This is a genomic window from Bacillus sp. FSL M8-0071, assembly GCF_037975455.1.
Taxonomy (GTDB): domain Bacteria; phylum Bacillota; class Bacilli; order Bacillales; family Bacillaceae; genus Bacillus; species Bacillus subtilis.
This window is the reverse complement of sequence record NZ_CP150256.1, coordinates 1257011-1276710: the sequence shown is the minus strand read 5'-3', so window position 1 is coordinate 1276710 and position 19700 is coordinate 1257011. Positions and strand designations below refer to the sequence as shown.

At 39.7% G+C, this 19700-nt stretch carries 22 protein-coding genes and 2 pseudogenes; 12 read left to right on the top strand and 12 right to left on the bottom strand.

Annotation, left to right across the window (positions count from 1 at the left end; all coding sequences use genetic code 11):
- The first annotated feature begins 41 nt into the window (after positions 1–41).
- Both MKX71_RS06595 and MKX71_RS06590 read left to right on the top strand, forming a co-directional pair.
- Positions 42–617 carry a YjgB family protein gene (locus MKX71_RS06595; protein ID WP_014476503.1) on the top strand — a complete coding sequence of 192 codons (576 nt, stop codon included), beginning with the start codon at positions 42–44 and terminating at the stop codon, positions 615–617.
- A gap of 100 nt (positions 618–717) precedes the next feature.
- Positions 718–1116, top strand: coding sequence for a DUF2809 domain-containing protein (locus MKX71_RS06590; RefSeq protein ID WP_319620474.1), 399 nt, complete (start codon positions 718–720; stop codon positions 1114–1116).
- Between the two features lie 8 nt (positions 1117–1124).
- Here the strand turns inward: MKX71_RS06590 and MKX71_RS06585 are convergent, their stop codons facing one another.
- Positions 1125–2024, bottom strand: coding sequence for a DUF2268 domain-containing protein (locus MKX71_RS06585; protein ID WP_339231879.1), 900 nt, complete (start codon positions 2022–2024; stop codon positions 1125–1127).
- Between the two features lie 126 nt (positions 2025–2150).
- On the opposite strand from MKX71_RS06585, the gene MKX71_RS06580 reads away from it, so the two are divergent.
- Positions 2151–2318 carry a YjfB family protein gene (locus MKX71_RS06580; protein ID WP_014476499.1) on the top strand — a complete coding sequence of 56 codons (168 nt, stop codon included), beginning with the start codon at positions 2151–2153 and terminating at the stop codon, positions 2316–2318.
- Positions 2319–2442: 124 nt separating this feature from the next.
- Positions 2443–2916 carry a YjfA family protein gene (locus tag MKX71_RS06575; protein ID WP_003244679.1) on the top strand — a complete coding sequence of 158 codons (474 nt, stop codon included), beginning with the start codon at positions 2443–2445 and terminating at the stop codon, positions 2914–2916.
- Between the two features lie 39 nt (positions 2917–2955).
- Here the strand turns inward: MKX71_RS06575 and pdaC are convergent, their stop codons facing one another.
- Complete coding sequence (gene pdaC, locus MKX71_RS06570; protein WP_026113742.1) at positions 2956–4359, bottom strand: peptidoglycan-N-acetylmuramic acid deacetylase PdaC; 1404 nt, start codon at positions 4357–4359, stop codon at positions 2956–2958.
- 253 nt (positions 4360–4612) lie between these two features.
- Here pdaC and cotT point away from each other — a divergent pair, with 253 nt between their 5' ends.
- The 4 genes from cotT (at position 4613) to MKX71_RS06550 (ending at position 7256) form a co-directional block, all read left to right on the top strand.
- A complete protein-coding gene (cotT, locus tag MKX71_RS06565; protein WP_015715704.1) occupies positions 4613–4861 on the top strand; it encodes a spore coat protein CotT in 249 nt (82 codons plus the stop codon).
- A gap of 122 nt (positions 4862–4983) precedes the next feature.
- Positions 4984–5973, top strand: a complete 990-nt coding sequence (cyoE, locus tag MKX71_RS06560) for a heme o synthase (protein ID WP_076457955.1) — start codon at positions 4984–4986, stop codon at positions 5971–5973.
- 620 nt (positions 5974–6593) lie between these two features.
- On the top strand, positions 6594–6923 hold the full coding sequence (locus tag MKX71_RS06555) for a YjdJ family protein (protein ID WP_088325626.1): 330 nt from the start codon (positions 6594–6596) through the stop codon (positions 6921–6923).
- Between the two features lie 138 nt (positions 6924–7061).
- A complete protein-coding gene (locus MKX71_RS06550; RefSeq protein ID WP_003232825.1) occupies positions 7062–7256 on the top strand; it encodes a DUF4177 domain-containing protein in 195 nt (64 codons plus the stop codon).
- 39 nt (positions 7257–7295) lie between these two features.
- Here MKX71_RS06550 and ybaK read toward each other — a convergent pair whose 3' ends face one another.
- Positions 7296–7775 carry a Cys-tRNA(Pro) deacylase gene (gene ybaK, locus MKX71_RS06545; protein ID WP_029317643.1) on the bottom strand — a complete coding sequence of 160 codons (480 nt, stop codon included), beginning with the start codon at positions 7773–7775 and terminating at the stop codon, positions 7296–7298.
- 228 nt (positions 7776–8003) lie between these two features.
- Between ybaK and MKX71_RS06540 the strand changes: the two genes are divergently transcribed.
- Together MKX71_RS06540 and MKX71_RS06535 are read left to right on the top strand one after the other, a co-directional pair.
- Complete coding sequence (locus MKX71_RS06540) at positions 8004–8399, top strand: hypothetical protein (RefSeq protein WP_101502008.1); 396 nt, start codon at positions 8004–8006, stop codon at positions 8397–8399.
- 218 nt (positions 8400–8617) lie between these two features.
- Complete coding sequence (locus tag MKX71_RS06535) at positions 8618–9124, top strand: GNAT family N-acetyltransferase (RefSeq protein WP_339231878.1); 507 nt, start codon at positions 8618–8620, stop codon at positions 9122–9124.
- Positions 9125–9169: 45 nt separating this feature from the next.
- On the opposite strand, the gene MKX71_RS06530 is transcribed toward MKX71_RS06535, so the two are convergent.
- From MKX71_RS06530 to manR, 4 genes are all read right to left on the bottom strand, one after another.
- Positions 9170–9652, bottom strand: coding sequence for a YjdF family protein (locus MKX71_RS06530; RefSeq protein WP_087962193.1), 483 nt, complete (start codon positions 9650–9652; stop codon positions 9170–9172).
- Positions 9653–9821: 169 nt separating this feature from the next.
- Positions 9822–10769, bottom strand: a complete 948-nt coding sequence (gene manA / locus MKX71_RS06525; protein ID WP_339231876.1) for a mannose-6-phosphate isomerase, class I — start codon at positions 10767–10769, stop codon at positions 9822–9824.
- 14 nt (positions 10770–10783) lie between these two features.
- On the bottom strand, positions 10784–12736 hold the full coding sequence (gene manP / locus MKX71_RS06520; protein ID WP_339231875.1) for a PTS mannose transporter subunit IIABC: 1953 nt from the start codon (positions 12734–12736) through the stop codon (positions 10784–10786).
- 146 nt (positions 12737–12882) lie between these two features.
- On the bottom strand, positions 12883–14829 hold the full coding sequence (gene manR, locus MKX71_RS06515; RefSeq protein WP_339231874.1) for a mannose transport/utilization transcriptional regulator ManR: 1947 nt from the start codon (positions 14827–14829) through the stop codon (positions 12883–12885).
- Positions 14830–15379: 550 nt separating this feature from the next.
- Between manR and MKX71_RS06510 the strand changes: the two genes are divergently transcribed.
- Positions 15380–15727, top strand: a complete 348-nt coding sequence (locus MKX71_RS06510) for an Ig-like domain-containing protein (protein ID WP_003232839.1) — start codon at positions 15380–15382, stop codon at positions 15725–15727.
- 148 nt (positions 15728–15875) lie between these two features.
- On the opposite strand, the gene MKX71_RS06505 is transcribed toward MKX71_RS06510, so the two are convergent.
- The 5 genes and pseudogenes from MKX71_RS06505 to MKX71_RS06485 all read right to left on the bottom strand — a co-directional run bounded on the left by MKX71_RS06505 (position 15876) and on the right by MKX71_RS06485 (position 18254).
- The gene (locus MKX71_RS06505; RefSeq protein WP_003245148.1) at positions 15876–16631 is read right to left on the bottom strand and encodes an SDR family oxidoreductase; all 756 of its coding nucleotides are present in this window, start codon (positions 16629–16631) and stop codon (positions 15876–15878) included.
- Positions 16632–16867: 236 nt separating this feature from the next.
- A complete protein-coding gene (locus MKX71_RS06500) occupies positions 16868–17185 on the bottom strand; it encodes a putative quinol monooxygenase (RefSeq protein WP_212059231.1) in 318 nt (105 codons plus the stop codon).
- 173 nt (positions 17186–17358) lie between these two features.
- Positions 17359–17676, bottom strand: a pseudogene (locus MKX71_RS06495) (hypothetical protein); the annotation flags it as partial.
- Positions 17653–17781: pseudogene (locus MKX71_RS06490) on the bottom strand (hypothetical protein); the annotation flags it as partial. The pseudogenes MKX71_RS06495 and MKX71_RS06490, both read right to left, overlap by 24 nt.
- A gap of 152 nt (positions 17782–17933) precedes the next feature.
- The gene (locus tag MKX71_RS06485) at positions 17934–18254 is read right to left on the bottom strand and encodes a hypothetical protein (RefSeq protein WP_339231872.1); all 321 of its coding nucleotides are present in this window, start codon (positions 18252–18254) and stop codon (positions 17934–17936) included.
- 125 nt (positions 18255–18379) lie between these two features.
- Here MKX71_RS06485 and MKX71_RS06480 point away from each other — a divergent pair, with 125 nt between their 5' ends.
- Positions 18380–19609 (top strand): amidase domain-containing protein, encoded by a 1230-nt coding sequence (locus MKX71_RS06480; protein ID WP_339231871.1) that lies wholly within the window; start codon positions 18380–18382, stop codon positions 19607–19609.
- Positions 19610–19700 lie beyond the last annotated feature (91 nt).

Genomic DNA, 19700 nt, shown 5'->3' with positions numbered 1-19700 from the left:
CACCGGGAAACGGGATGGTAGATCAATAAGGAGGGATCAACATGAAAAAGACAATGTCTGCTATTACCGCTGCGGCAGCAGTAACAAGCTGTTTTACCGGCTTTGGGGCTGCGTCCTTTTCAGCACCGGCAAAGGCCGCAGCTCAAACAAACACGCTCTCAGAAAACACGAATCAATCAGCCGCCGAGCTTGTCAAAAACCTCTATAACACCGCCTATAAAGGGGAAATGCCTCAGCAGGCGCAAGGCCTTACCATTAACAAAAGCACAAAAGGGGATGTCCACGCTGCGTTTGGGGAACCGGAAAGACCAGTCGGGGGAGACAATCGATTTGATTTATATCACTGGAATATGGGACAGCCGGGCTACGGATTTTCCTATCATAAAGACATGACAATTTCAGAAATCCGTTACTTTGGAACCGGTGTGGAACGGCAGCTGAATTTAGGCGGAGTTACGCCGGAAGTACTGCAGAAGCAATTAGGGCCAGCAAATCGGGTGTTAACCGTCCCGTTTACCGATGAAATCGATTATGTATATGATACAGGCCGCTATGAACTCCATTTTGTAATAGGCACGGATCAGACAGCCGACCATGTAAACCTAAAAGCAAAATAAACACCCTACGCGGCTATTCAGCCGCTTTTTTAGTGGACAAATAAAAGCTATATTCCTTACAATACAGGGAGATGAAAAAGAGACGGGGTATCAATTCGCAATGAAGCGAAATCGTTGGATATATGCAGTTTTCACCTTACTGATCATTGGGCTGGGGCTTGGATCCAGAGCATACTCCAGTGTTCTTCCTGATACCCTCAATACTTATCTTGGGGACTCGTTGTGGGCCGCCATGATCTTTACGGGATGCGGATTTCTATTTCGGAAGCTGAAGACAATGAAAACGGGCATTATCAGTCTTTCTTTCTGTTTTGTCATTGAATTCAGCCAGCTCTATCATGCCGAATGGATCGACCAGATTAGGGATACTTCTCTTGGCGGGCTTGTACTGGGGTACGGTTTTTTATGGAGCGATATCGAAGCATATACAATCGGAATTGCCGCCTGTGCCGCCATAGAACTGCTGGTTTTGGGAATCAAAAAGCGCCGCTGTATGTGACGCTTTTTTCATGTAGAAAACAGCCCGCATTGAGAAAGAATGGTCTTCGCATCCAAACGTGTGGCCTCGCTTATCGTGATATGATGTTGATTCATAAATGACTGAACGGCATGATAGCCAACTGCATAACCCGCAAAAGCCGATAAATCTGCAGGCTTAAAGCCTTGGTCGTTAGCAATTGGATCACCAAACATATAACGGCTGACTTCCGAAACTCCTTTCACATCCAACATCTCATTAATCACATCAATGGAATATTGCAAATCCTCATGATCAAAACGAGTTACCCAAGGGCCCAATCGTTCCGTACCAAACAGCTCTCTGGCGAATGATTCCGCCAATCCTTCAATCACAAGATAATCCCCGACACTTACAGAGCCATGATGAAAATCTATATACGAAAACCGCACATTATGATGAAACTCATGAGCAATAATGGAAGGAATCCTTGGCAGGTTATAACTGTTCGGATTAATCCATACATGAATAAAGCCCGGTATCCCGCCAAACCCGCAGTAGCCTTTTTGCAGCTGAAGCTTATTTGGATCAGCGATATAAAGGCCGAATTTGATCTCCTTTGCATTCACCCGCAGCTGTTCGCGCTCAGCAAAAAATATGCATTGCCGAAGTGCAGATTCAGCTGTCTCTGAAACATGTGATTCTTTCAGTATTTGTAGTGCTTTCTGGCCGCTTTCAGCATCACGGACATCCAAATAGCCCAGCATTTTCGCAGCCATGATCACATCATAGCCGTTTGGCTCCTTCGCTTTCAGCGGAACTTGGATGGCGGTCCACATCTTTTCAAACGGCCTCATCATCGTATACAGAAATACATCTTCTCTTTTCTGTTCTTCCATTGAAAACAGCTTTTCGTATTGCTCAAAGGTCTTTTCCATTACTAGATTCATCCTGATTCCCTCCTTGTCAAAAACATACGATATGCCGCAGCGTAAGGGTCAACAAGAGAAATTAAGCCATTTTTCACTGTAAAATCATACAAACCCGCCGATAGGTAAGGCATAGGAGGTGGAACCATGGATATTCCTGCTTTATCGGTTGCGATGCATCAAGCATCCCTTGCCCAGAATGTAAATATTGCTTTAACGAAAAAAATGCTGGACACCGCCCAGCAAAATGCCGATCAAACCTTAAAGATGATTCAACATCCAACTCTCGGACAAACCATTGATGTAAAAGCATAACCTCATACCAGAGGCGGCCAAGAACTCCATCCTCCCGGCCGCCTTTATTGTTCACAAAAAAGCATGCATGTTTTGATTGTTCCTCCATATGATTTATTGTTTGCCATATTAAGGAGGTCATAAATTGAAAAGACTGTTTATGAAGGCTTCATTGGTGTTATTCGCAGTAGTATTTGTTTTTGCCGTCAAAGGTGCACCCGCCAAGGCGGAAACCCATGCCTACGATGGAAAAAGCCCTTATTACAATGATTGTGCGTCCAGCGGCTCTACAAAAAAATCCTCAAACTTAGTGAATGCCAGCAATCAAGTCATCGGAGTAGTCGAGCTTAAATTCAGCAGTACATGTAAAACGGCTTGGGCAAAAATCACGATGAATAATACATTGACGTCTGGCTATGAAGCAAATGCGGAGATTACCCGGAACACAGACGGAAAAAGATATAATTGTGATTCTGCAGGCGGCAATGGAAAAGCGGTGGCCGGCCAAAAGTCTTGCTATACACCGATGGTATATGATTTAGATCCAAGGACTTCTTACGCTTTCGGCAAGTATTCAGGACCAAACTTAAATGTTTGGGCCACCACAGGCTCTTATTAAATAGAAAAAAGGCTGTCCGTACGGACAGCCTTTTCTAATTTATTTCGCTTCTCTTTGTTTTTTAACCTCTTCAAGCTGAGAAACTGTCACCAATTGATAGCCTTGATCGGTGAGCTTTTTTATAATTTCATCGGCCGCATCAGCAGAGGTGCGGTAAATATCGTGAATCAAAATGGTTCTTCCATCTCCCGCCTGATTCATGACACGGTCAACAATTGTTTTTTTGTTACGGTCTTTCCAATCTTCCGGGTCAACATCCCATAACGCAACATCCATTTTCATTTGACTCCGCAGTTCATCATTAATGCCGCCGTATGGGGGTCTTACAAGCGTCGGACGATATCCGCTTATTTTTTCAATGATGTCTTGCGTATCATTGATCTGCTTTAACGCTTCTTTCACTGAAAGCCTTGTGAGAAGCGGATGGCTCCATGAATGGTTCCCCACCTCATTTCCTTCTTTCAGCATTCTTATTAGCGTTTCCGGATAATATTGAACTCTGCTCCCCAAAACAAAAAACGTGGCATGACCCTTATATTTCTTCAAGGAGTCTAGAATCTGATTTGTTGTCGCAGGATTCGGGCCGTCGTCGAAAGTAAGCGCAATGACTTTTTGATTTGGATCAACTGTTTCCTCTTTGGGTAAAGAAATCACTTCATGCTTCGGCTTTTGTTCTTTGATTTTATTTTTATTTTTTGCTTTATCAATATATTGTTCTTTCAGAATGTCTTTCAAAAGACTTTTCTTAATGGCAATCGATTGCTCTCCAAGATAGCCTGCTGCAACCTGATATGTGTCAAAGTAAAGTTCGATATAATCCTCCTTGATGGCAAAGCGGCTGAAATTTTCTTTTTTCGGAGCCGTCCCTTCCTTTAACAGTGCATCGTCCGCGGCAATGTCCTTATTCTTTTTCAGCTCGTGATAAGCGATTAACGAAAGCTTATGTAAGTAGTCAGCGTCCTCTTTGAAAATATCATCAATGGAAAGAAACGCTTGTTTACTAAAATCATAGTTAAACGTTTTTTTCACGGTTTGCCCGTGTGCCCCGCCGATGTATTTATATTCATTAAATATAATCGCCACTGTCTGTTTGGCATAATGGACAATTTTATAATCAACATTTAATTCGTTGCGTTTTGTCGTATGCTCTTGGTCAACGTCTTTTGTTTCCTTTTGAAATTGACGAACCTCTTTTTCTGCGAATCTTTTTAATGCCGAATCCATTTTTTCATTTTTGAAAACGGGATAGTTAACCGCGTAATTAAAAGTTTTCCCGTCATTCACAAGCGTTGCGATCTCAACATTCCCATATTGAGAATCAGTTCTTACTTTATTCATGACCGTTTCTTTTTTCAATGAATGATTATGGAAAAAGCCGATAAGGCCCACCACACATACAACTGCTATTAATACATGAAACCATTTGATTCTTTTTGCCAACAACAAAAACTCCTTCTTTCGTAGCCATTTCGATTTACTCTTCATCAGTTGGAACTGTATCTATTTAGAAATGTTTTTGTAACATTGTAGTAACATTTATTTCACATTTGTAATACTATGAGATTTAGAAGTTCATGTCAATCCTTTTTAAGGAATTTCATCATAAAAAAAACCGAATTTCATGAATGTACATACACCCAACTTAAGCATCAGGAATATGGTAAAAGGAATAAAAAAAGCTAGGGAGGTTTTCCTCTTGGATTACCCTTTGAATGAACAGTCATTTGAACAAATTACCCCTTATGATGAAAGACAGCCTTATTATTATCCGCGTCCGAGACCGCCATTTTATCCGCCTTATTATTATCCAAGACCGTATTATCCGTTCTACCCGTTTTATCCGCGCCCGCCTTATTACTACCCGCGCCCGCGACCGCCTTACTACCCTTGGCACGGTTACGGCGGCGGTTATGGCGGAGGATATGGCGGAGGTTACGGTTACTAGTCGCCGCATATCAAAATGGGGGCAGTCCAGCTCCCCATTTTTTTGTTTTAAAAATGACAATATCATGACAAATATAGGAAATAATTGTGATTCCGTCCCCCTCTTGTTACGATAACAAAAGCATGCAGTTTTGGGGGAGGCGTCTATTTTTGGAGAATACAAGAGATTCTGCAGCCATATCTGAAACAAAATACATAAAAGCTTCGAACCGGGTAACCATTTACGATTTTATCAAACTTGCAAAACCCGGCATTATCATATCAAACTCGATAGCAGCCTTCGGCGGATTTTGGATCGCGTTTGCAAGCGCAGAAAAAACGTTAACCGGCTTGGCTTTTTTGATGACAATGGTAACAGCAATGTTGGGAACCGCGTTTGTGATGGCTTCCGGCACTGTCTATAACAACTATTTTGATCGGCATATGGACGCAAAAATGGCACGCACTCGCAGCAGGGCCTCGGTCACAGGGAAAATGCCGCCAGCCATGATCTTAACATATGGCTCTGTTTTAGGAATCGCAGGTCTTGCCATGCTTTATTCCCTCAATCCATTAACGGCCTTTCTCGGACTGGCCGCCTTTATTTTTTATGCGATTATCTATACGGTATGGGTGAAACGAACGTCTGTGTGGAGCACATTTGTCGGGAGCTTCCCAGGAGCTGCGCCGCCATTGATGGGGTATTGTGCCGTAACCGGTGACCTCAGTATGACAGCAGTGCTGTTGTACACGATTATGTTTCTGTGGCAGCCGCCGCATTTTTGGGCGATTGGGATAAGACGCAAAGAGGAATATCGCGCTGCTGGCGTTCCGCTCTTGCCAGTAGTCAAAGGCAATCATTTAACAAAAATAAAAATGATGCAATATATTGCCGTCCTGGTGCCGGTCACGCTATTATTTCCTTTCTCTCTAGGCACCGGCCATATAAGCCCATTTTATTTCTTAGCCGCCTTGGTTCTCGGAGGCATATGGATCAAAAAAAGCATCAAAGGATTCAAAACAGACGATGACGTGAAGTGGGCAAAGGATATGTTTGTCTACTCGCTTATTTATTTTTGCTTGCTGTTCTTCATCATGATGATCGATTCATTTATGATGTTTCTGATCAGATGATGCAAAAAGAGCCACACATTAATGTGACTCTTTTTTGTTTGGAAAAACAGCATCTAATAGAAATGTCACGGCAAAAAACACAGCCATGCAAATCAAAAATCGTATAATCTCACTCAAAATCCAGCTATCAGCTATGCGCATACCATCGGTTTCTCGGAGGGTTGCGCATATTGAAAAAATCATGAGTATGTTTTTTAGGGTTTCTTTGTTCATAAAATACCATCGCTTTCTCGATAGGATGACTTAAAGGCAATGAGATAAGTCATCAAGATATAAAATATGTCGCATCGTTGCATGTTTTGATTGAAAGAAATCATTGTTTTTTTGCCAGCCAATTGTAAAGCTCAGGCAAACAGATGAAAAGCGTTTCTGTGAAAAAGCAGATCTAATCGAATGCTTCTATACTCTCTCCACAAATAAAAAATGCTTAAGAAATACATTTGTTTCTCTAATCTATAAACCCGCACTCTTTTTCCATCATCAGGTATTATAAGCCAAAAACAAACAAAAAAATAGACTTGCGTTTGAGTTGTATGAAAGTGAAATTGCAAGAATAACCCATACGGTGGTAATATATTGTTTGATTTTCCCATATTCATAGATTTGGAGGTCATACAAAAGTGAAGGGAATATTTTTAGTTGTTCAGCTTGGATTTTCTATTATGATATTTCTGTTTTTAGCTGCTGTTAATTGGTATCAAGGAAGCGAGCTTGTTTCAGATCGATTTGATTGGAACTATACTGCTAAACTCTCAAAACTGCTTAATGGAATTGATGCCGTCAGCAGCCCCAAACAAATTTCACAGCTTGATTTTTTCATCTACTCCGCTAAACACTACCCTGTTATGAGTGCGTTAATGATCATCTCCTTCTTATATGTTCTGGCCGCTCTTTTTTTACTTATATACTCAGTCAAATGCAATAAGCAAGAGATTCATTTGGACTGCTGACCCGGTAAAATCCGTTTTTATAGCCATGCAGGCATAAATGGATTTGTTTAGTGAGTGAAATATACTTTCCGACCTTAACCTAGCTTTTCGGAACTTCTTGCTCAATTATGCGTATACCTTAATAGGAGGGATCAAACGATGAAAGAATATGAATTCGTAAGAGTTGAGCTGAGCACGATGAGAAGAAGGCCTAAAGAAGATTACCAGCAAATCATCCATGATTATGCGAAAAGAGGCTGGAGATTCGTTCAGATTTTCGCTCCCAGTATAGATGGGTATGGGGCAGCTGCTTATTTTGAAATCATATTTGAAAGGGATGCGGAAAAAGCTTAATCGATATGACTAAGCTTTTTCGTTCCCCTATATCTGCATCTATACAATTTCTGCAAATGCGGCATCACATGATCTGGCTAAATCTTGTGGCGCCAACTTTAGCTGCATACCGATTTTCCCTGCACTGACAATAATAAAATCAAGCGTTTCTGCAGATGCATCAATATAGGTCGGGAACAATTTTTTCATGCCAATTGGCGAGCAGCCGCCGCGAAGATAGCCAGTTACCGCTAACAGCTCCTTCATTGCAATCATTTCTATTTTCTTTTCCCCTGTCACCTTTGCTGCCTTTTTTACATCTAACTCTTCTGCAACGGGTACAACAAAGACATAATAATGATTTGTTCCTGCTGCTGCAACCAACGTTTTATATACATATTTCAAAGGATAACCGATTTTTTCCGCAACAGAGATGCCATCTACCGGCTGGCCGTCTGTTTTATACCCTAATACCTCATAAGAGATGTTCTGCTGTTCTATCAGACGAACCGCATTTGTTTTTGCCATTTTTTTCGCCATTGTTTTCACCCACTATCAAAATGATGTATGTCTAACTTCTTGCAGTAATATGTAAATTCTATCATCCTAACCAGCATTTTCAAGGTTACTAGCATTGAATCAACGAAAGGACAAATTGATTTCATTGGACGCCTATAGCCCATTATTAGTCTACATGGAACAAAACAGGAATGAACAAATAACTCCCACATACAATTTGTATGAATGGAAAATAAAGGAGTGGTTGCTTTGTATCATTACTTTTATGGCCCTGCGTTAATTCCTTACTTTTCACATACTCATAACCCTCAAAGAAGTCCAGACTTTTCAGAAAGACAGCGAAGAAGAGAAATCACATTGACTGTAGATGGCATTGTCCCCCCATCTTCCACCAAAGATCTTGGAGACGGCTTTTATTCTTACGCATGGACGAACCAACAGGTCATCAATCCAGGTGAATACTTAGTTTGTCATCTTGAAGGAAGAGATATCAACGTGATAAATGGTGGATTCACTCCGCGCGATACTGCTCCATTGTATGCTGTAGCAAGCTTTCCAAGACGAAGAAACCAATGGGTCATTATCATTCATAATCCTGTGCAAACCCAAAGAGCTATATCGCTTTATTTGATTGCGAAAAGGTAGCACAACATGTTATCAGAAACCCTGCATTCAGGAACAGAAAAACGGGTAGGGACACATTAACATCGGTATTTTCCTACCCGTTTTTGGTCTGGGCAAACTCTTACCTGTCACTCTTTCAATTCCCCTCAATTTCTTCATCTTTCTCTACTGCCAAGGTATCAGAGAAAATTGTTATATGTTATCATTATTCCCAGTAAAAAGAAAAGAGGATTAGATATATGGTTCTCCTTGAAACGAATCGATTACGATTACAAACGATTGATATTCCCCTTCTTGACGCCGCGTCTAAACTAGATCATCAGGCTATCAAAGACTTAGGTTATGAAACAAATGGTGAATGGCCAAATTCTGATTTTTTTGAAGCGATACCTTATTTCCGCGAGATTTTAGTCAAAAACAATGGAACAAAAGGATTTGATTCATGGATTATTGTAAAGAAGGACAGTCATGAAATTGTTGGGGGAACTGGATTTTTAGGTGACCCAGACGAAAATGGCATGATTGAAATCGGTTTTGCAACAAATAAAAGTCATCGCCGCAAAGGTTATTGTGTGGAAGCCGCCCAAAAACTAATAAACTGGGCATTAAGCCAAGAAACAGTAAACCGGATCACCGCAAGATGCGAACATGATAATCTAGGCTCACAAAAAACCTTGAAGAAGTTAGGGTTTATATTGAATCATAAATCAGCGGATTATAAACATTGGATATATGTTACAAAGTAGAGTCCTTAATTACAAAAGCAGGCACTGCGCCTGCTTTTGTTTGGATTATTTACCTCTGTGCTTCTTTTTCGCTTTTTGCTTTTTGAGCATATACCTTTGCTCTTTTACATGTTCTCGTTGTTCTTTCATTATTTGTTTTTTCTTTTGCTTTCTTGCTTCAAGCTCTAGCTTTATCGCCTCTTGAGCTTTAGAAGCTACTCCGGCGTTTTTCAACTCTTTTGAAACCTGGCGCTGCAATCTTTTTGGATTGATCTTTTTTTGACGTCTGCCTTGTAAACGAACTCCTTCCTGCTCAGCTTGGGCCAACATATTCAGGAGTTGGTTATGAACAAACTCTAATACTTCAGAATCCCTCGGCTCTTTGCCAAAAAGATGACGAAAGGCTCTTAGCTTTCCATTGTTCACAACTTCAACAACGCCTACCCAAAACTGACCATCGTAGTAAACCGTTAATTTCATAACGATTCCCTCCTCATAAAAGATATTAAAGAATGATGGACATCCCGAGGAGGGGAAGGTTACTGACATTCTCAATCATGCATCCGGACTACCAACCGAATCGTGTTTTTTCATTCTTTACCATATACAGAAAAGAGTGTAACATTTCTTCTCCAACTATTAAACTCTTATTTTATTTAGATCATTGCTGGAGAATAGGCGTCTTCACTCGCAAATTTATTTCTCAAGCCCTGCCATGTTACAGATGGGAGACGATACATTCTGCATATCCTTCGAGTTTAAATTCTCCAAGACCGTAAGGCAGCAACATATGATCTCCTTTTTTGAAAGGATAGACATACTCACCAGAGATCATACGGCCCTCCCCTTCAATCACACTGATAAGAAGGAATGGTTTTTGCTGCTTTAAGCTTGCTGATCCTGATAAGTTCCATTTCCCCACCGAAAAGTAAGCGCATTCAATCAATGTCGTTGTAAGCAAATCCTCAATTTGTTCATGGTGAACTGTATGCCGTTCTGGAATAGACGGGACCTCTATCACTTCGATGCTCTTTTTCAGATGAAGCTCGCGCAGCTTGCCTTCTGCATCTTTTCGATCATAATCATATAATCTGTAGGTTGTGTCTGAGTTCTGCTGCGTCTCCAAAGCAAGAATTCCTTTTCCAATCGCATGAACAGTACCGCTTGGCACATAGAAAAAATCCCCCGGCTTTACCTTTACACGGCGCAAGAGCTCATCCCATTCTCCACGCTCTATCATGGTAGTTAGTTCTTCCTTTGTTGTTGCATTGTGGCCATAAATAATCTCGGCATCACTTTGGCAATCAATAATGTACCAGCATTCTGTTTTTCCAAGCTCACCGTTTTCATGTATGTTGGCATATTCATCATTCGGATGCACCTGAACAGATAAGTCCTGGTCAGCATCTAATATTTTTGTAAGCAGAGGGAAACGATCCCCTTCAAGCTGTCCGAATAAATGTCTGTGATGTTCCCATAATTCGCTGAGCGTGAACCCCTTATACATTCCGTTTTGAACAACGCTTTGACCATTTTGATGCGCGGCAAAAGCCCAGCACTCTCCTGTTCGTTGTGACGGAATGGTATAGCCAAAATCAGCTAAAGCGGTCCCACCCCAAATTCTTTCTTTGAAAACAGGCTTGAAAAATAACGGTTCAGTCGTCATGAAAATCCCCCGCTTTATTCGATTTCTTCTAGCAGCTTGTATGCTTCTTCTGTTGTTTGCACGGAGAGCAGCCGCTCCCTATAATTGTCATCCATTAGCTTTCGAGATAGCATCTGCAGTATTTTGAGATGCTGGTTTCCCCCGCTCTCTTTCGGTACAGCAATCATAAAGATTAATTTAGCTTCTGATCCATCCAGGCTATTCCAATCAACGCCTGATCGTTTGATCCCAAAGGCAACACTCGGCTCCCTGACCGCCTCAGACTTTCCGTGCGGAATCGCGATATTCATGCCAATCGCCGTTGTTCCCTGTTGTTCACGATTCAAAATGGCTTGTTTAAACCCGCTCTCTGAAAGCAGCGCACCTCTTCGGGACAATTTCTGAATCAATTCATCTATGATGTCATCCCTCGTTTCCCCCGATAAATTTGGTTCAATTAATTCCGGGCTGATAATGTCTGTCAGTTTTTTAAATTCCGACATCTCAGCTTTTTGGCTTTGAATTGGCTGCTTTATTTCATTTGCTGCCGCAGCTTCACTTGGCGCGGAGGGCGGTGCAGTTTCACTGAGCACAGGAGACGCCGTAATATCCTTTTTTAGTACATTGACGAACAGAGCAGTGACAAGAGATCCTGCAATCACAGCAATAAAAAACATCAAGACATGATCAACTGCACCAAGCACTGCAACGATAGGTCCGCCGTGCGCCACTCTGTCTCCCACATTGCCAATCATGGCTATCACAGAACCTGTCATTGAGCCTGCCATAATACTTGGAATGACGCGCAGAGGGTCCTGCGCCGCAAATGGAATCGCTCCTTCAGTAATGCCGAAGAGACCCATCGTAAATGCCGCTTTCCCCATTTCTCTTTGAGATGCCTCGAATTTTCTTTTTCCTAAAAACGTCGCAATGCCAAGGCCAATCGGGGGGATACAAATGGCGACAGCAATTGGTCCCATGATTTCATAATTTCCTTCTCCAATCATTGCCGATCCAAACAGAAACGCCACCTTATTTACAGGACCGCCCATATCAAATGAGATCATCGCACCTAAAATCAATGCCAGAAGGATCGAGCTCGACCCTTTCATCCCCGCCAGCCAAACTGTTAAAGAGGCGAAAATTTGAGCTACAGGCGCGCCGATCAAAAACACAAACGCTAAACCTACAATCAGTGATGCAAACACCGGAATAATAATAATCGGCATAATCGGCTGGATTGCTTTTGGAACTTTTAATTTTTTGATCCAAAGTGCCGCGTATCCGGCCAAAAACCCGGCAATAATCCCCCCGAGGAATCCGGCGCCGCTTGCGCTGTCATAAAAACTTCCAGTCGCCGCAATATAACCGCCGATCATCCCTGGAACAAGTCCCGGTTTATCAGCGATGCTATAGGCGATATAGCCGGCTAAAATCGGAATCATAAATGAAAATGAAGCACTGCCGATCTGTTCAATCGTTTTCCAGAAGGAATCATCCGGAATAACTAAGCCTTTAGGTGTTTTCTCCCCTCCAAGCGTTAATGCAACCGCTATCAATAATCCGCCGACAACAATGAAAGGAACCATAAATGAAACACCATTCATTAAATGACGGTAAATTGGATTTTGTTTCTTCTCCTGATGATTACCGGATTCCGATTTTGTAGAGGAACGATAGACCGGTATATCACCGTTAAGAGCTTTTTGAATCAATTCTTCCGGTTTGCGGATACCGTCCTGTACCCCCACAGACAGCAGTTTTTTGCCTATAAACCGGTCTTTGTTTACCGAACGGTCTGCAGCAATAATGATTGCGTCCGCTTCGCGAATTTCCTCTTCGGTTAGCTTATTTTCGACACCAATTCCCCCCTGGGTCTCAACTTTGATGCTAACGCCCAGTCTGTCAGCAGCTTTTTGAAGATTTTCCGCTGCCATATACGTATGGGCGATTCCATTCGGACAAGATGTAATCGCTAACAGTTTCATAGGAAACCTCCTTTAAAGTGTGAATAATAAGATCTTGTCTCAACTGTATACCGAAATCAGCTCATTAAAATCGTTTTTTTTACCATAGGTTCCGGTAATAAAGGCATTTTTCCCATAACAAAAAAAGCAAGGAATAATCCCTGCTTTTAATAATCCAAATGAGATAAAAATGTCATGACATTGGTTTCTTTCGTCAGCTTCTGGACGAAGGCCGGCTGCTCGCTAAGATATGAAAGCTCGCTAAACAGCTGCTTTGTCATAGTTTGATCCTCGTGTTTGACAGCCAGCATAAAAACGAGCGAAACTTTTTCATTTCCCCATTCAAGCGGCTCCTTTAATGTGGCAATCGCGATTGCTGATTGTTTAATAAATTTAGCGTTTGCATGAGGAATGGCAATGCCTGATCCAATATTTGTCGCCGACATTTTTTCCCTCATCACCGCATGAACCGCATAGTCCTTATCAACATAGCCTTTCTCAAACAAAGCTGTCGCCAGCTGTTCGATTAACTTGTAGCGGTGCTCTGCCTCCTGCTGCAAAAAAACCAAAAAAGGAGTCGTATTGTTCAGCATCTGAAACGTTTTTTGTTTTTGGCGGTGTGATTCGCCCAGCTGACGTATAAACGCACTTAATTTCATCTCTTCACCAGGCTCTAAAAGCGGAGACACAACAATATGGGGAACCGTTATATTCTCCAGCGCAATGGTGGATATGACAAGATCAATATCCTCATGCTTTTTGATATAATCCTTTAAATCGGCCTTTGCAATACAGGCCATTACAGCGATTTGATGACATTTCCGTTCAATTTTTGTCCGCAGCAATTGTGACATCCCAATCCCCATGTGGCAGACGATAACCGCCTTTTTATGTGTCTCGCTGCTGCCCTGCATCCGTTCGATCGCTGCCTGAAAATGCAATGTCAAATATGCTGCCTCTTCCTCAGGAATATGAAGATCAAAAGTTTGATTGATGTCTTCCAAAACATCAATGATGAGGTGGAACAAATAAGGGTACATCTTTTTGATGTCATTGAGCATAGGATTTGCTACAGAAAGATCGTAGCTCAGCCGTTGTAGCACAGTATTGAGATGAATGTTCAAACCATTGATCAAATCCTGATCCTTGTGAAAATCCATCATTTTCAGCTCTGAAACACGATTGATTAAATGCCCTACAACCTTAGGAAGCACAGCATTTTCAAGGTTCTCTTCTGTTTGCAATGGATAACGAACTTTACCGCCCAATATATGTAATGTTAAGTACACGGCTTCTTCTTCAGGAAAGCGGATTGCAAAAACCGGTTCGAGCCGTTGTAAACAAGCAAATGTCCATTGATATTCTTTCTTCTTTTTTACTGCCGCCATTTCTTTTGGGGACAATGAAATCGGCTGCTTCATTTTGATGCGGCGGACCATTAACAATGTATGCAGCAGCAAACTTTCAAACGTTTCGTCTGTGAAATAGAGGGAATGCTTTTTTTGCAATGATTTGATTTCTTTCGTCACAAAGTCTACTTCATAATGTAAAAACTTACTTTTAATAAATTGGCTGGTAAACGCTGTATTGTGAATCAAATCAGATATTCTTGCCAATGCCTTTCTTTTATTTCTTTCGTTCCCTTCAACCTTTAATCCAAGCCGCTGCCTAGAAACCAGTGTGAGATCAAAACGCTTCAGCCACTCTTCTACTGCGTATAAATCCTTTTTAATGGAAGATCGATTGACAAAATGCCGAGCGGCAATGTCTTTTGCGGAAACAGGCTTCGGATTCATTAATAAGTCATAAGCAATGTGTAGCATTCTTTCTTCATCGCTCCGCTGCCTAGAAGAAAAATGTTCAGTATGTAATTGTTGGCTTAGCCAGGTCCTTTCCTGTTCTTCTATATGTAAATAAACGCCCAACCCTGGTTTTCGAATAAGCTGTGCATGAGAATGCTCATTGAGATAATCCTCTATCACTTTCAAATCATTCCGGATTGTTTTTTCAGAACACTGTACCCTATCTGCGAAATCTTGCACAACTAAATAGTCATCAGGTTCAGATAACAACAGATACAAAATCTCTTTTTGTCTTGTATTTATGTATTCCATCTGTTTTTCTATCCTTCCTGTCAGTATCTACTTGAGCAAATTGATAGTATAAGTATACTATATAAGAAACCGTTTACATTATAAAATGAAATCATAGAGACAAAAGTTTCGTTTTTTACCGAAGCTTCCGGAAAAAAGCGATTTTTATACTCTTTGAGTTTGCTATGTAATGTATATTCAGCAGAAATTCATAAAAATACTCCAATTCTTCACCTATTTAGAACGAAGATTTTCTAATGTATGAGTACGAAAGTAAGAACATGATGAAGAAAAGTGATTTGATATCTTCGGGGATAAAGTGCAGGTAACAAAATTTCCACACGCTCAACAAACTAATAACCATCAAATGTGTTTTATTAACATTTTAAGGATGGCCATTCTCTCTCAGCAATTTTCAATCATAAATACAAACTCTGTGCAGGGCACACAATAGTCTTAGCTCAAATCAGTTGATCGTTCACATATTATTAACATTTATTTACAAGGAAAATAATTACTTTTATTGAATTGTTATAGTGCAAGACAAAAAACTTTAAAGGAGTGTTTCAAAATGAATTTCAAAAAAACGGTTGTTTCTGCTTTATCGATTTCTGCGTTAGCTCTGTCGGTCAGCGGGGTAGCTTCAGCTCATGAAATAAACTCCACACCTACTGAAGTAAAGAACATTTCTATTTCACCTACACATGTTATCAAGATTCAAGACTATAATTTACCTCTAAAAGTTGGAGAAACCTATTCTGTTAAAAATAATTCAGCTACTCGTTATTGGACTGATAACCAAAAAGTTGCTGAAGTCGATCAAAATGGTTTAGTGACGGCTAAATCAAAAGGGAAAGCCACGATTACTTTGTTTAAAGGTACTGCAGTATTCGGAAAAGTATATGTAACGGTTTATTAATCTTTATCCGCCAGATTTTCTGGATGCAAAACATGCATGAATAAAATAAGGTCCCCCTCTAAAAAGAGAAGGGACCTTATTTTCGCTTCAAGTTTAGATTTAGTTTTGGGAATACATCATACATTGGTGTATATTGTGTTTCAGTAGCTTAGCCCCGAATAAATCCACCTTCTGAATGAATAATTTGTCCAGTTATCCATTCAGCCTCATCACTTGCAAGAAAAGCAATCATTCGTGCTGCATCATCTGGTGTGCCAATACGGCCCATTGGAAATTTAGGTGAAAGAAAATTTCTTATTTCATCTGTCATCCATGTAGAATCTGTTGGACCTGGGTTTACAGCGTTAACAGTGATGCCCAATGGTGCAAGTTCTTGTGATAACGACCTAGTAAAGGCAGAAATAGCTCCTTTAGTAGCTGCATACGCTAACTCCCCAGGCAAAGGACCTAAATCCTGCCCTGATGTCATATTGATGATCCTTCCTGATATTAAATTAGATTTTTTAAACCGACGGGCGAATTCAACACAAAGAAGAAAATTCGATCTCATATTAACCGCATAATGCTCATCAAGTGATTTAGCATCTAACGATACATAATTATCACTTGCGGAATGAGCTGCATTATTAATAAGGATGGAAGGATATCCTAATTTATCTGAAATTTTTTCATGTATTGTGAATGCAGCATGTGCATCTGATAAATCAATTTTCATTGCCTCACAGCGGACACCCATACGTAAAATTTCTTGTTGAAATTCTTCTATCCAGGCCGTATCAGAATTCCAGTGAGTAAAGAAGATATGTATACCCTGTGAGGCTAACTTACGACAAATAGCCGTACCAATATCCCCTTGACTGCTTGCTCCTGTAATTAGTGCAATTTTTTCTTGAGAATGACTCATTATTTTAACCTCCAATTTATACGGAGTATCTCCATTATGATGGTAACAAGCTATCCAAAGAATATAATCCATTAAATCAAACAGAGCTGACTTTGAATACATTTTAAAATCAGCTTAAAAAAACATTTTCGTCTCAAAAAATATTAAATAGAAAAAATAAGAGTTGGACAACAATTTACTACTTAGTCACAAGTGGCTGATACTAAGTCATTGAATGTCTCTTTTTAAAGAGCCTTTCAATCATTCACATTGCTTTTCATTAACCATTCTACTTCCGTTAATTCTTGTTTTTGAACGTCTATTGTGTGTTTTTTCGTGAAATGGGTTTTCACAGCTTCTTCGTTTTCCCAAATCTCCCAAAGCATTATTTTACGTTCTGATGGCTCAAGCGGATAAGCATGGAATGTAATACAACCCTCTTCTTTGTTCGTTTCTTCCTCAAGTTTTTTGAATTCCTTCATTATTTCATTAAGGCCTTTATCACTGATGATTTTTAAACATGCCGTTATGTAATGCATCGAAATTTCCCCTCCCATCATTTTATGGCTTTTCATTATAACATTTTCTTGAAAAATAAATATAACTGCGACATTGATTGCTCGAGTTAATCAATCGCTGTATGTAAAGGATTTAAAAATTGATAACAAATAAAAAACCTTCATTTTATAGGAAGGTTTAGAAGTTATATTATCAAGTTTGAAGGCAATCTGAAGCAATGTGAAATGTGTTAGGTGTTTGTTTCACTGTAAAGTCTGTAGCGAAACCACGTACTAAAACTAATGACAAGCCCATCTTCAATTTCGCTGACCTCAGATATGAGGGACCTATTCTTTTTCAACTCTTTGATCATTTTTTCCTTATCAGAAACGAACATAATGCGCTGCGCCCGAAGAATGGCCGCATATTGAATCTGAATTTGATCCCATATCATATCAGCAGGCGAGCGTTCCTGAATCTCTTCCATGATTTCAAGCGTCTCTTCTGGCAGGAATTTAGAGAAAAAGCCGTGAGTCACAGCGTTTTGATTCTTCTGTGGTGCGCCGCCTTTGCCACGTCTGAGTGTTTGCATGTTAGTGTTCATCATTTGTTGCCAGAAACGATCTAAGCGCTCATGTTGCTTCTGTGATGGTTTCTTTTTGGACTGTTTCATGTCTAATTACTCCTTTCATAGCTAGTAATCGCGATAGACATCTGGTTAGTTGCGAAAAAAAACGGACACCGATCGAAGCACAAATTTCTCTGTAAAACGATCAGTGTCCGCAGGCTTTCCGTCTTGGACTTATTCAATTTTAAAATTTATTTTTACGGCCCTGTGCCACAACTTACTTCGTATTCACCATCTGATGATTTTTTCGAATAGCATAAGTGAGGAGTTTGCCCTGTTTTATCTTTCCAATCTAGCCAATTTACATAATAAAGATTCCCAGATTCATTGTCTCCTTCTCTTTTCTGGAGAACTGCAAAGTAGCTTTGGTAGGGATATCCTCTTTTATAAATTTCGTGTCTGATTGCTCCTTTTTCCGAAGAAGCTGTAAAGACAACAGGAGATAGAACTGGAAGTACTATCAATATAACAATAAGTGCTGCCAAGAGAGAAAGTATAATTTTAGTTTTCTTTTTCATTTTTTCCTCCGATACCTTTTTATGTATTTATTTTTATGTTATATTATTACATGTATTTTATGCCATATTTCAATTGGTGTAAATGATAAATATTACTTATATTTAGATTTTATTGGAGGTTTCGTATGAAAAAAGAATTACTTTCTTCACTAGTTTTATGTCTATCATTGTCACCATTAGTGTCAACAAATGAAGTTTTTGCAGCCACTACTAATAAAGAGACTAAAGAAAATGTTTCAATTACCAACGAGATTGGTTACGAAAAAGTTAAGGATATGTTAGAACAACAGAAATATGATTTTGAACACAACACTCCTTTAGCGCATCCTAAAGAGTCTAAATTGACTGATTCCGACGAAGGAGTCTTACTGTATTCTGCGTTAAGTAAAGTGGACAAACAAAAATTCCACGAGTTTACATACGATATAGACGATGTTAAGACTTCTGAAAAAAACAATAAGCTAATTGTTGAAGCTTATATTACTCGAAACTTTGTTTTTGGTGTTGAAAAAGTAACAACATCTCTGGGCGATAATATTAAACTTGAAATTCCCAAAGCAACTTCTAATAAACAAAGTTCTCAATCAACAAATACTTCTAATCTAAGTTTCTCTCAAGTTAAAAATTCTTCTAATCAACTAAATGTAATACCATTGAGTAATTCTTCTAAGCAACTAAATGTAACACAATTAAATAATTCTTCTTCAACTCTACAATATGAAAATGATGAAGAATATTCTTCGGATGTTAAATTAGATGAATTTTTAAAAAATTATAAGCAAGAAGTGAAAAATGATGATAAAGAAGAAGTGAAAAGTGAAGATAAACCAGTAAGTATGAACTTCAATGCTGCTAACTCTAATCAACTAACTGTGACTGCAACATCTGTTAAAGGATATAGTGGTTACGCTGCAATGAAATATGCAGAAAAATATGCCTTAAAACCAAATAAAAACTATAAATATTATAAAGACAAAGATTGTACTAACTTTGTTTCCCAAGCATTAAGAGCTGGAAGAATGCCGTACTTTAAAGAATGGAAACCCTATACAGATGCTTGGGTTAATGCAGGAGCCTTTAGATCATACATTTTAAAAGCTGGCGGAATAAAAATGAAGACTGTTTCTGATACATATTCAAATGTAAAGCTTGGAGATGTATATCACTATGATTACCATAATAAAATAGGTCTTCGCTATGCTGATGGTTGGATGGATCATACGGCTATCGTAACGAGCCGAGCAAATATGAAACTTTATGTAAGTTATCATTCTACCAATAGACTTAACGTTCCTCGGGAATATGTTACTTCTAAGGAAGGCGGAAAACGGTATGTTTCTAGTATTCGCAATTAATAAATTGATACTAAATCGTTGATCATGCCTTCCGCTACTTAATAAGCTGTTGGGAAAGCAATCCCCTGATCTAGAGTGGTTCAGGGGATTT

Excerpts from the sequence above, each read along its gene's own strand:
- MKX71_RS06595 (WP_014476503.1), top strand. The coding sequence starts at position 42 with ATGAAAAAGACAATGTCTGCTATTACCGCTGCGGCAGCAGTAACAAGC.
- MKX71_RS06590 (WP_319620474.1), top strand. The coding sequence starts at position 718 with ATGAAGCGAAATCGTTGGATATATGCAGTTTTCACCTTACTGATCATT.
- MKX71_RS06585 (WP_339231879.1), bottom strand. The coding sequence starts at position 2,024 with ATGAATCTAGTAATGGAAAAGACCTTTGAGCAATACGAAAAGCTGTTT.
- MKX71_RS06580 (WP_014476499.1), top strand. The coding sequence starts at position 2,151 with ATGGATATTCCTGCTTTATCGGTTGCGATGCATCAAGCATCCCTTGCC.
- cyoE (WP_076457955.1), top strand. The coding sequence starts at position 4,984 with ATGCAGTTTTGGGGGAGGCGTCTATTTTTGGAGAATACAAGAGATTCT.
- MKX71_RS06550 (WP_003232825.1), top strand. The coding sequence starts at position 7,062 with ATGAAAGAATATGAATTCGTAAGAGTTGAGCTGAGCACGATGAGAAGA.
- ybaK (WP_029317643.1), bottom strand. The coding sequence starts at position 7,775 with ATGGCGAAAAAAATGGCAAAAACAAATGCGGTTCGTCTGATAGAACAG.
- MKX71_RS06535 (WP_339231878.1), top strand. The coding sequence starts at position 8,618 with ATGGTTCTCCTTGAAACGAATCGATTACGATTACAAACGATTGATATT.
- MKX71_RS06530 (WP_087962193.1), bottom strand. The coding sequence starts at position 9,652 with ATGTCAGTAACCTTCCCCTCCTCGGGATGTCCATCATTCTTTAATATC.
- manA (WP_339231876.1), bottom strand. The coding sequence starts at position 10,769 with ATGACGACTGAACCGTTATTTTTCAAGCCTGTTTTCAAAGAAAGAATT.
- manP (WP_339231875.1), bottom strand. The coding sequence starts at position 12,736 with ATGAAACTGTTAGCGATTACATCTTGTCCGAATGGAATCGCCCATACG.
- manR (WP_339231874.1), bottom strand. The coding sequence starts at position 14,829 with ATGGAATACATAAATACAAGACAAAAAGAGATTTTGTATCTGTTGTTA.
- MKX71_RS06510 (WP_003232839.1), top strand. The coding sequence starts at position 15,380 with ATGAATTTCAAAAAAACGGTTGTTTCTGCTTTATCGATTTCTGCGTTA.
- MKX71_RS06505 (WP_003245148.1), bottom strand. The coding sequence starts at position 16,631 with ATGAGTCATTCTCAAGAAAAAATTGCACTAATTACAGGAGCAAGCAGT.
- MKX71_RS06500 (WP_212059231.1), bottom strand. The coding sequence starts at position 17,185 with ATGAAAAGCCATAAAATGATGGGAGGGGAAATTTCGATGCATTACATA.
- MKX71_RS06485 (WP_339231872.1), bottom strand. The coding sequence starts at position 18,254 with ATGAAAAAGAAAACTAAAATTATACTTTCTCTCTTGGCAGCACTTATT.
- MKX71_RS06480 (WP_339231871.1), top strand. The coding sequence starts at position 18,380 with ATGAAAAAAGAATTACTTTCTTCACTAGTTTTATGTCTATCATTGTCA.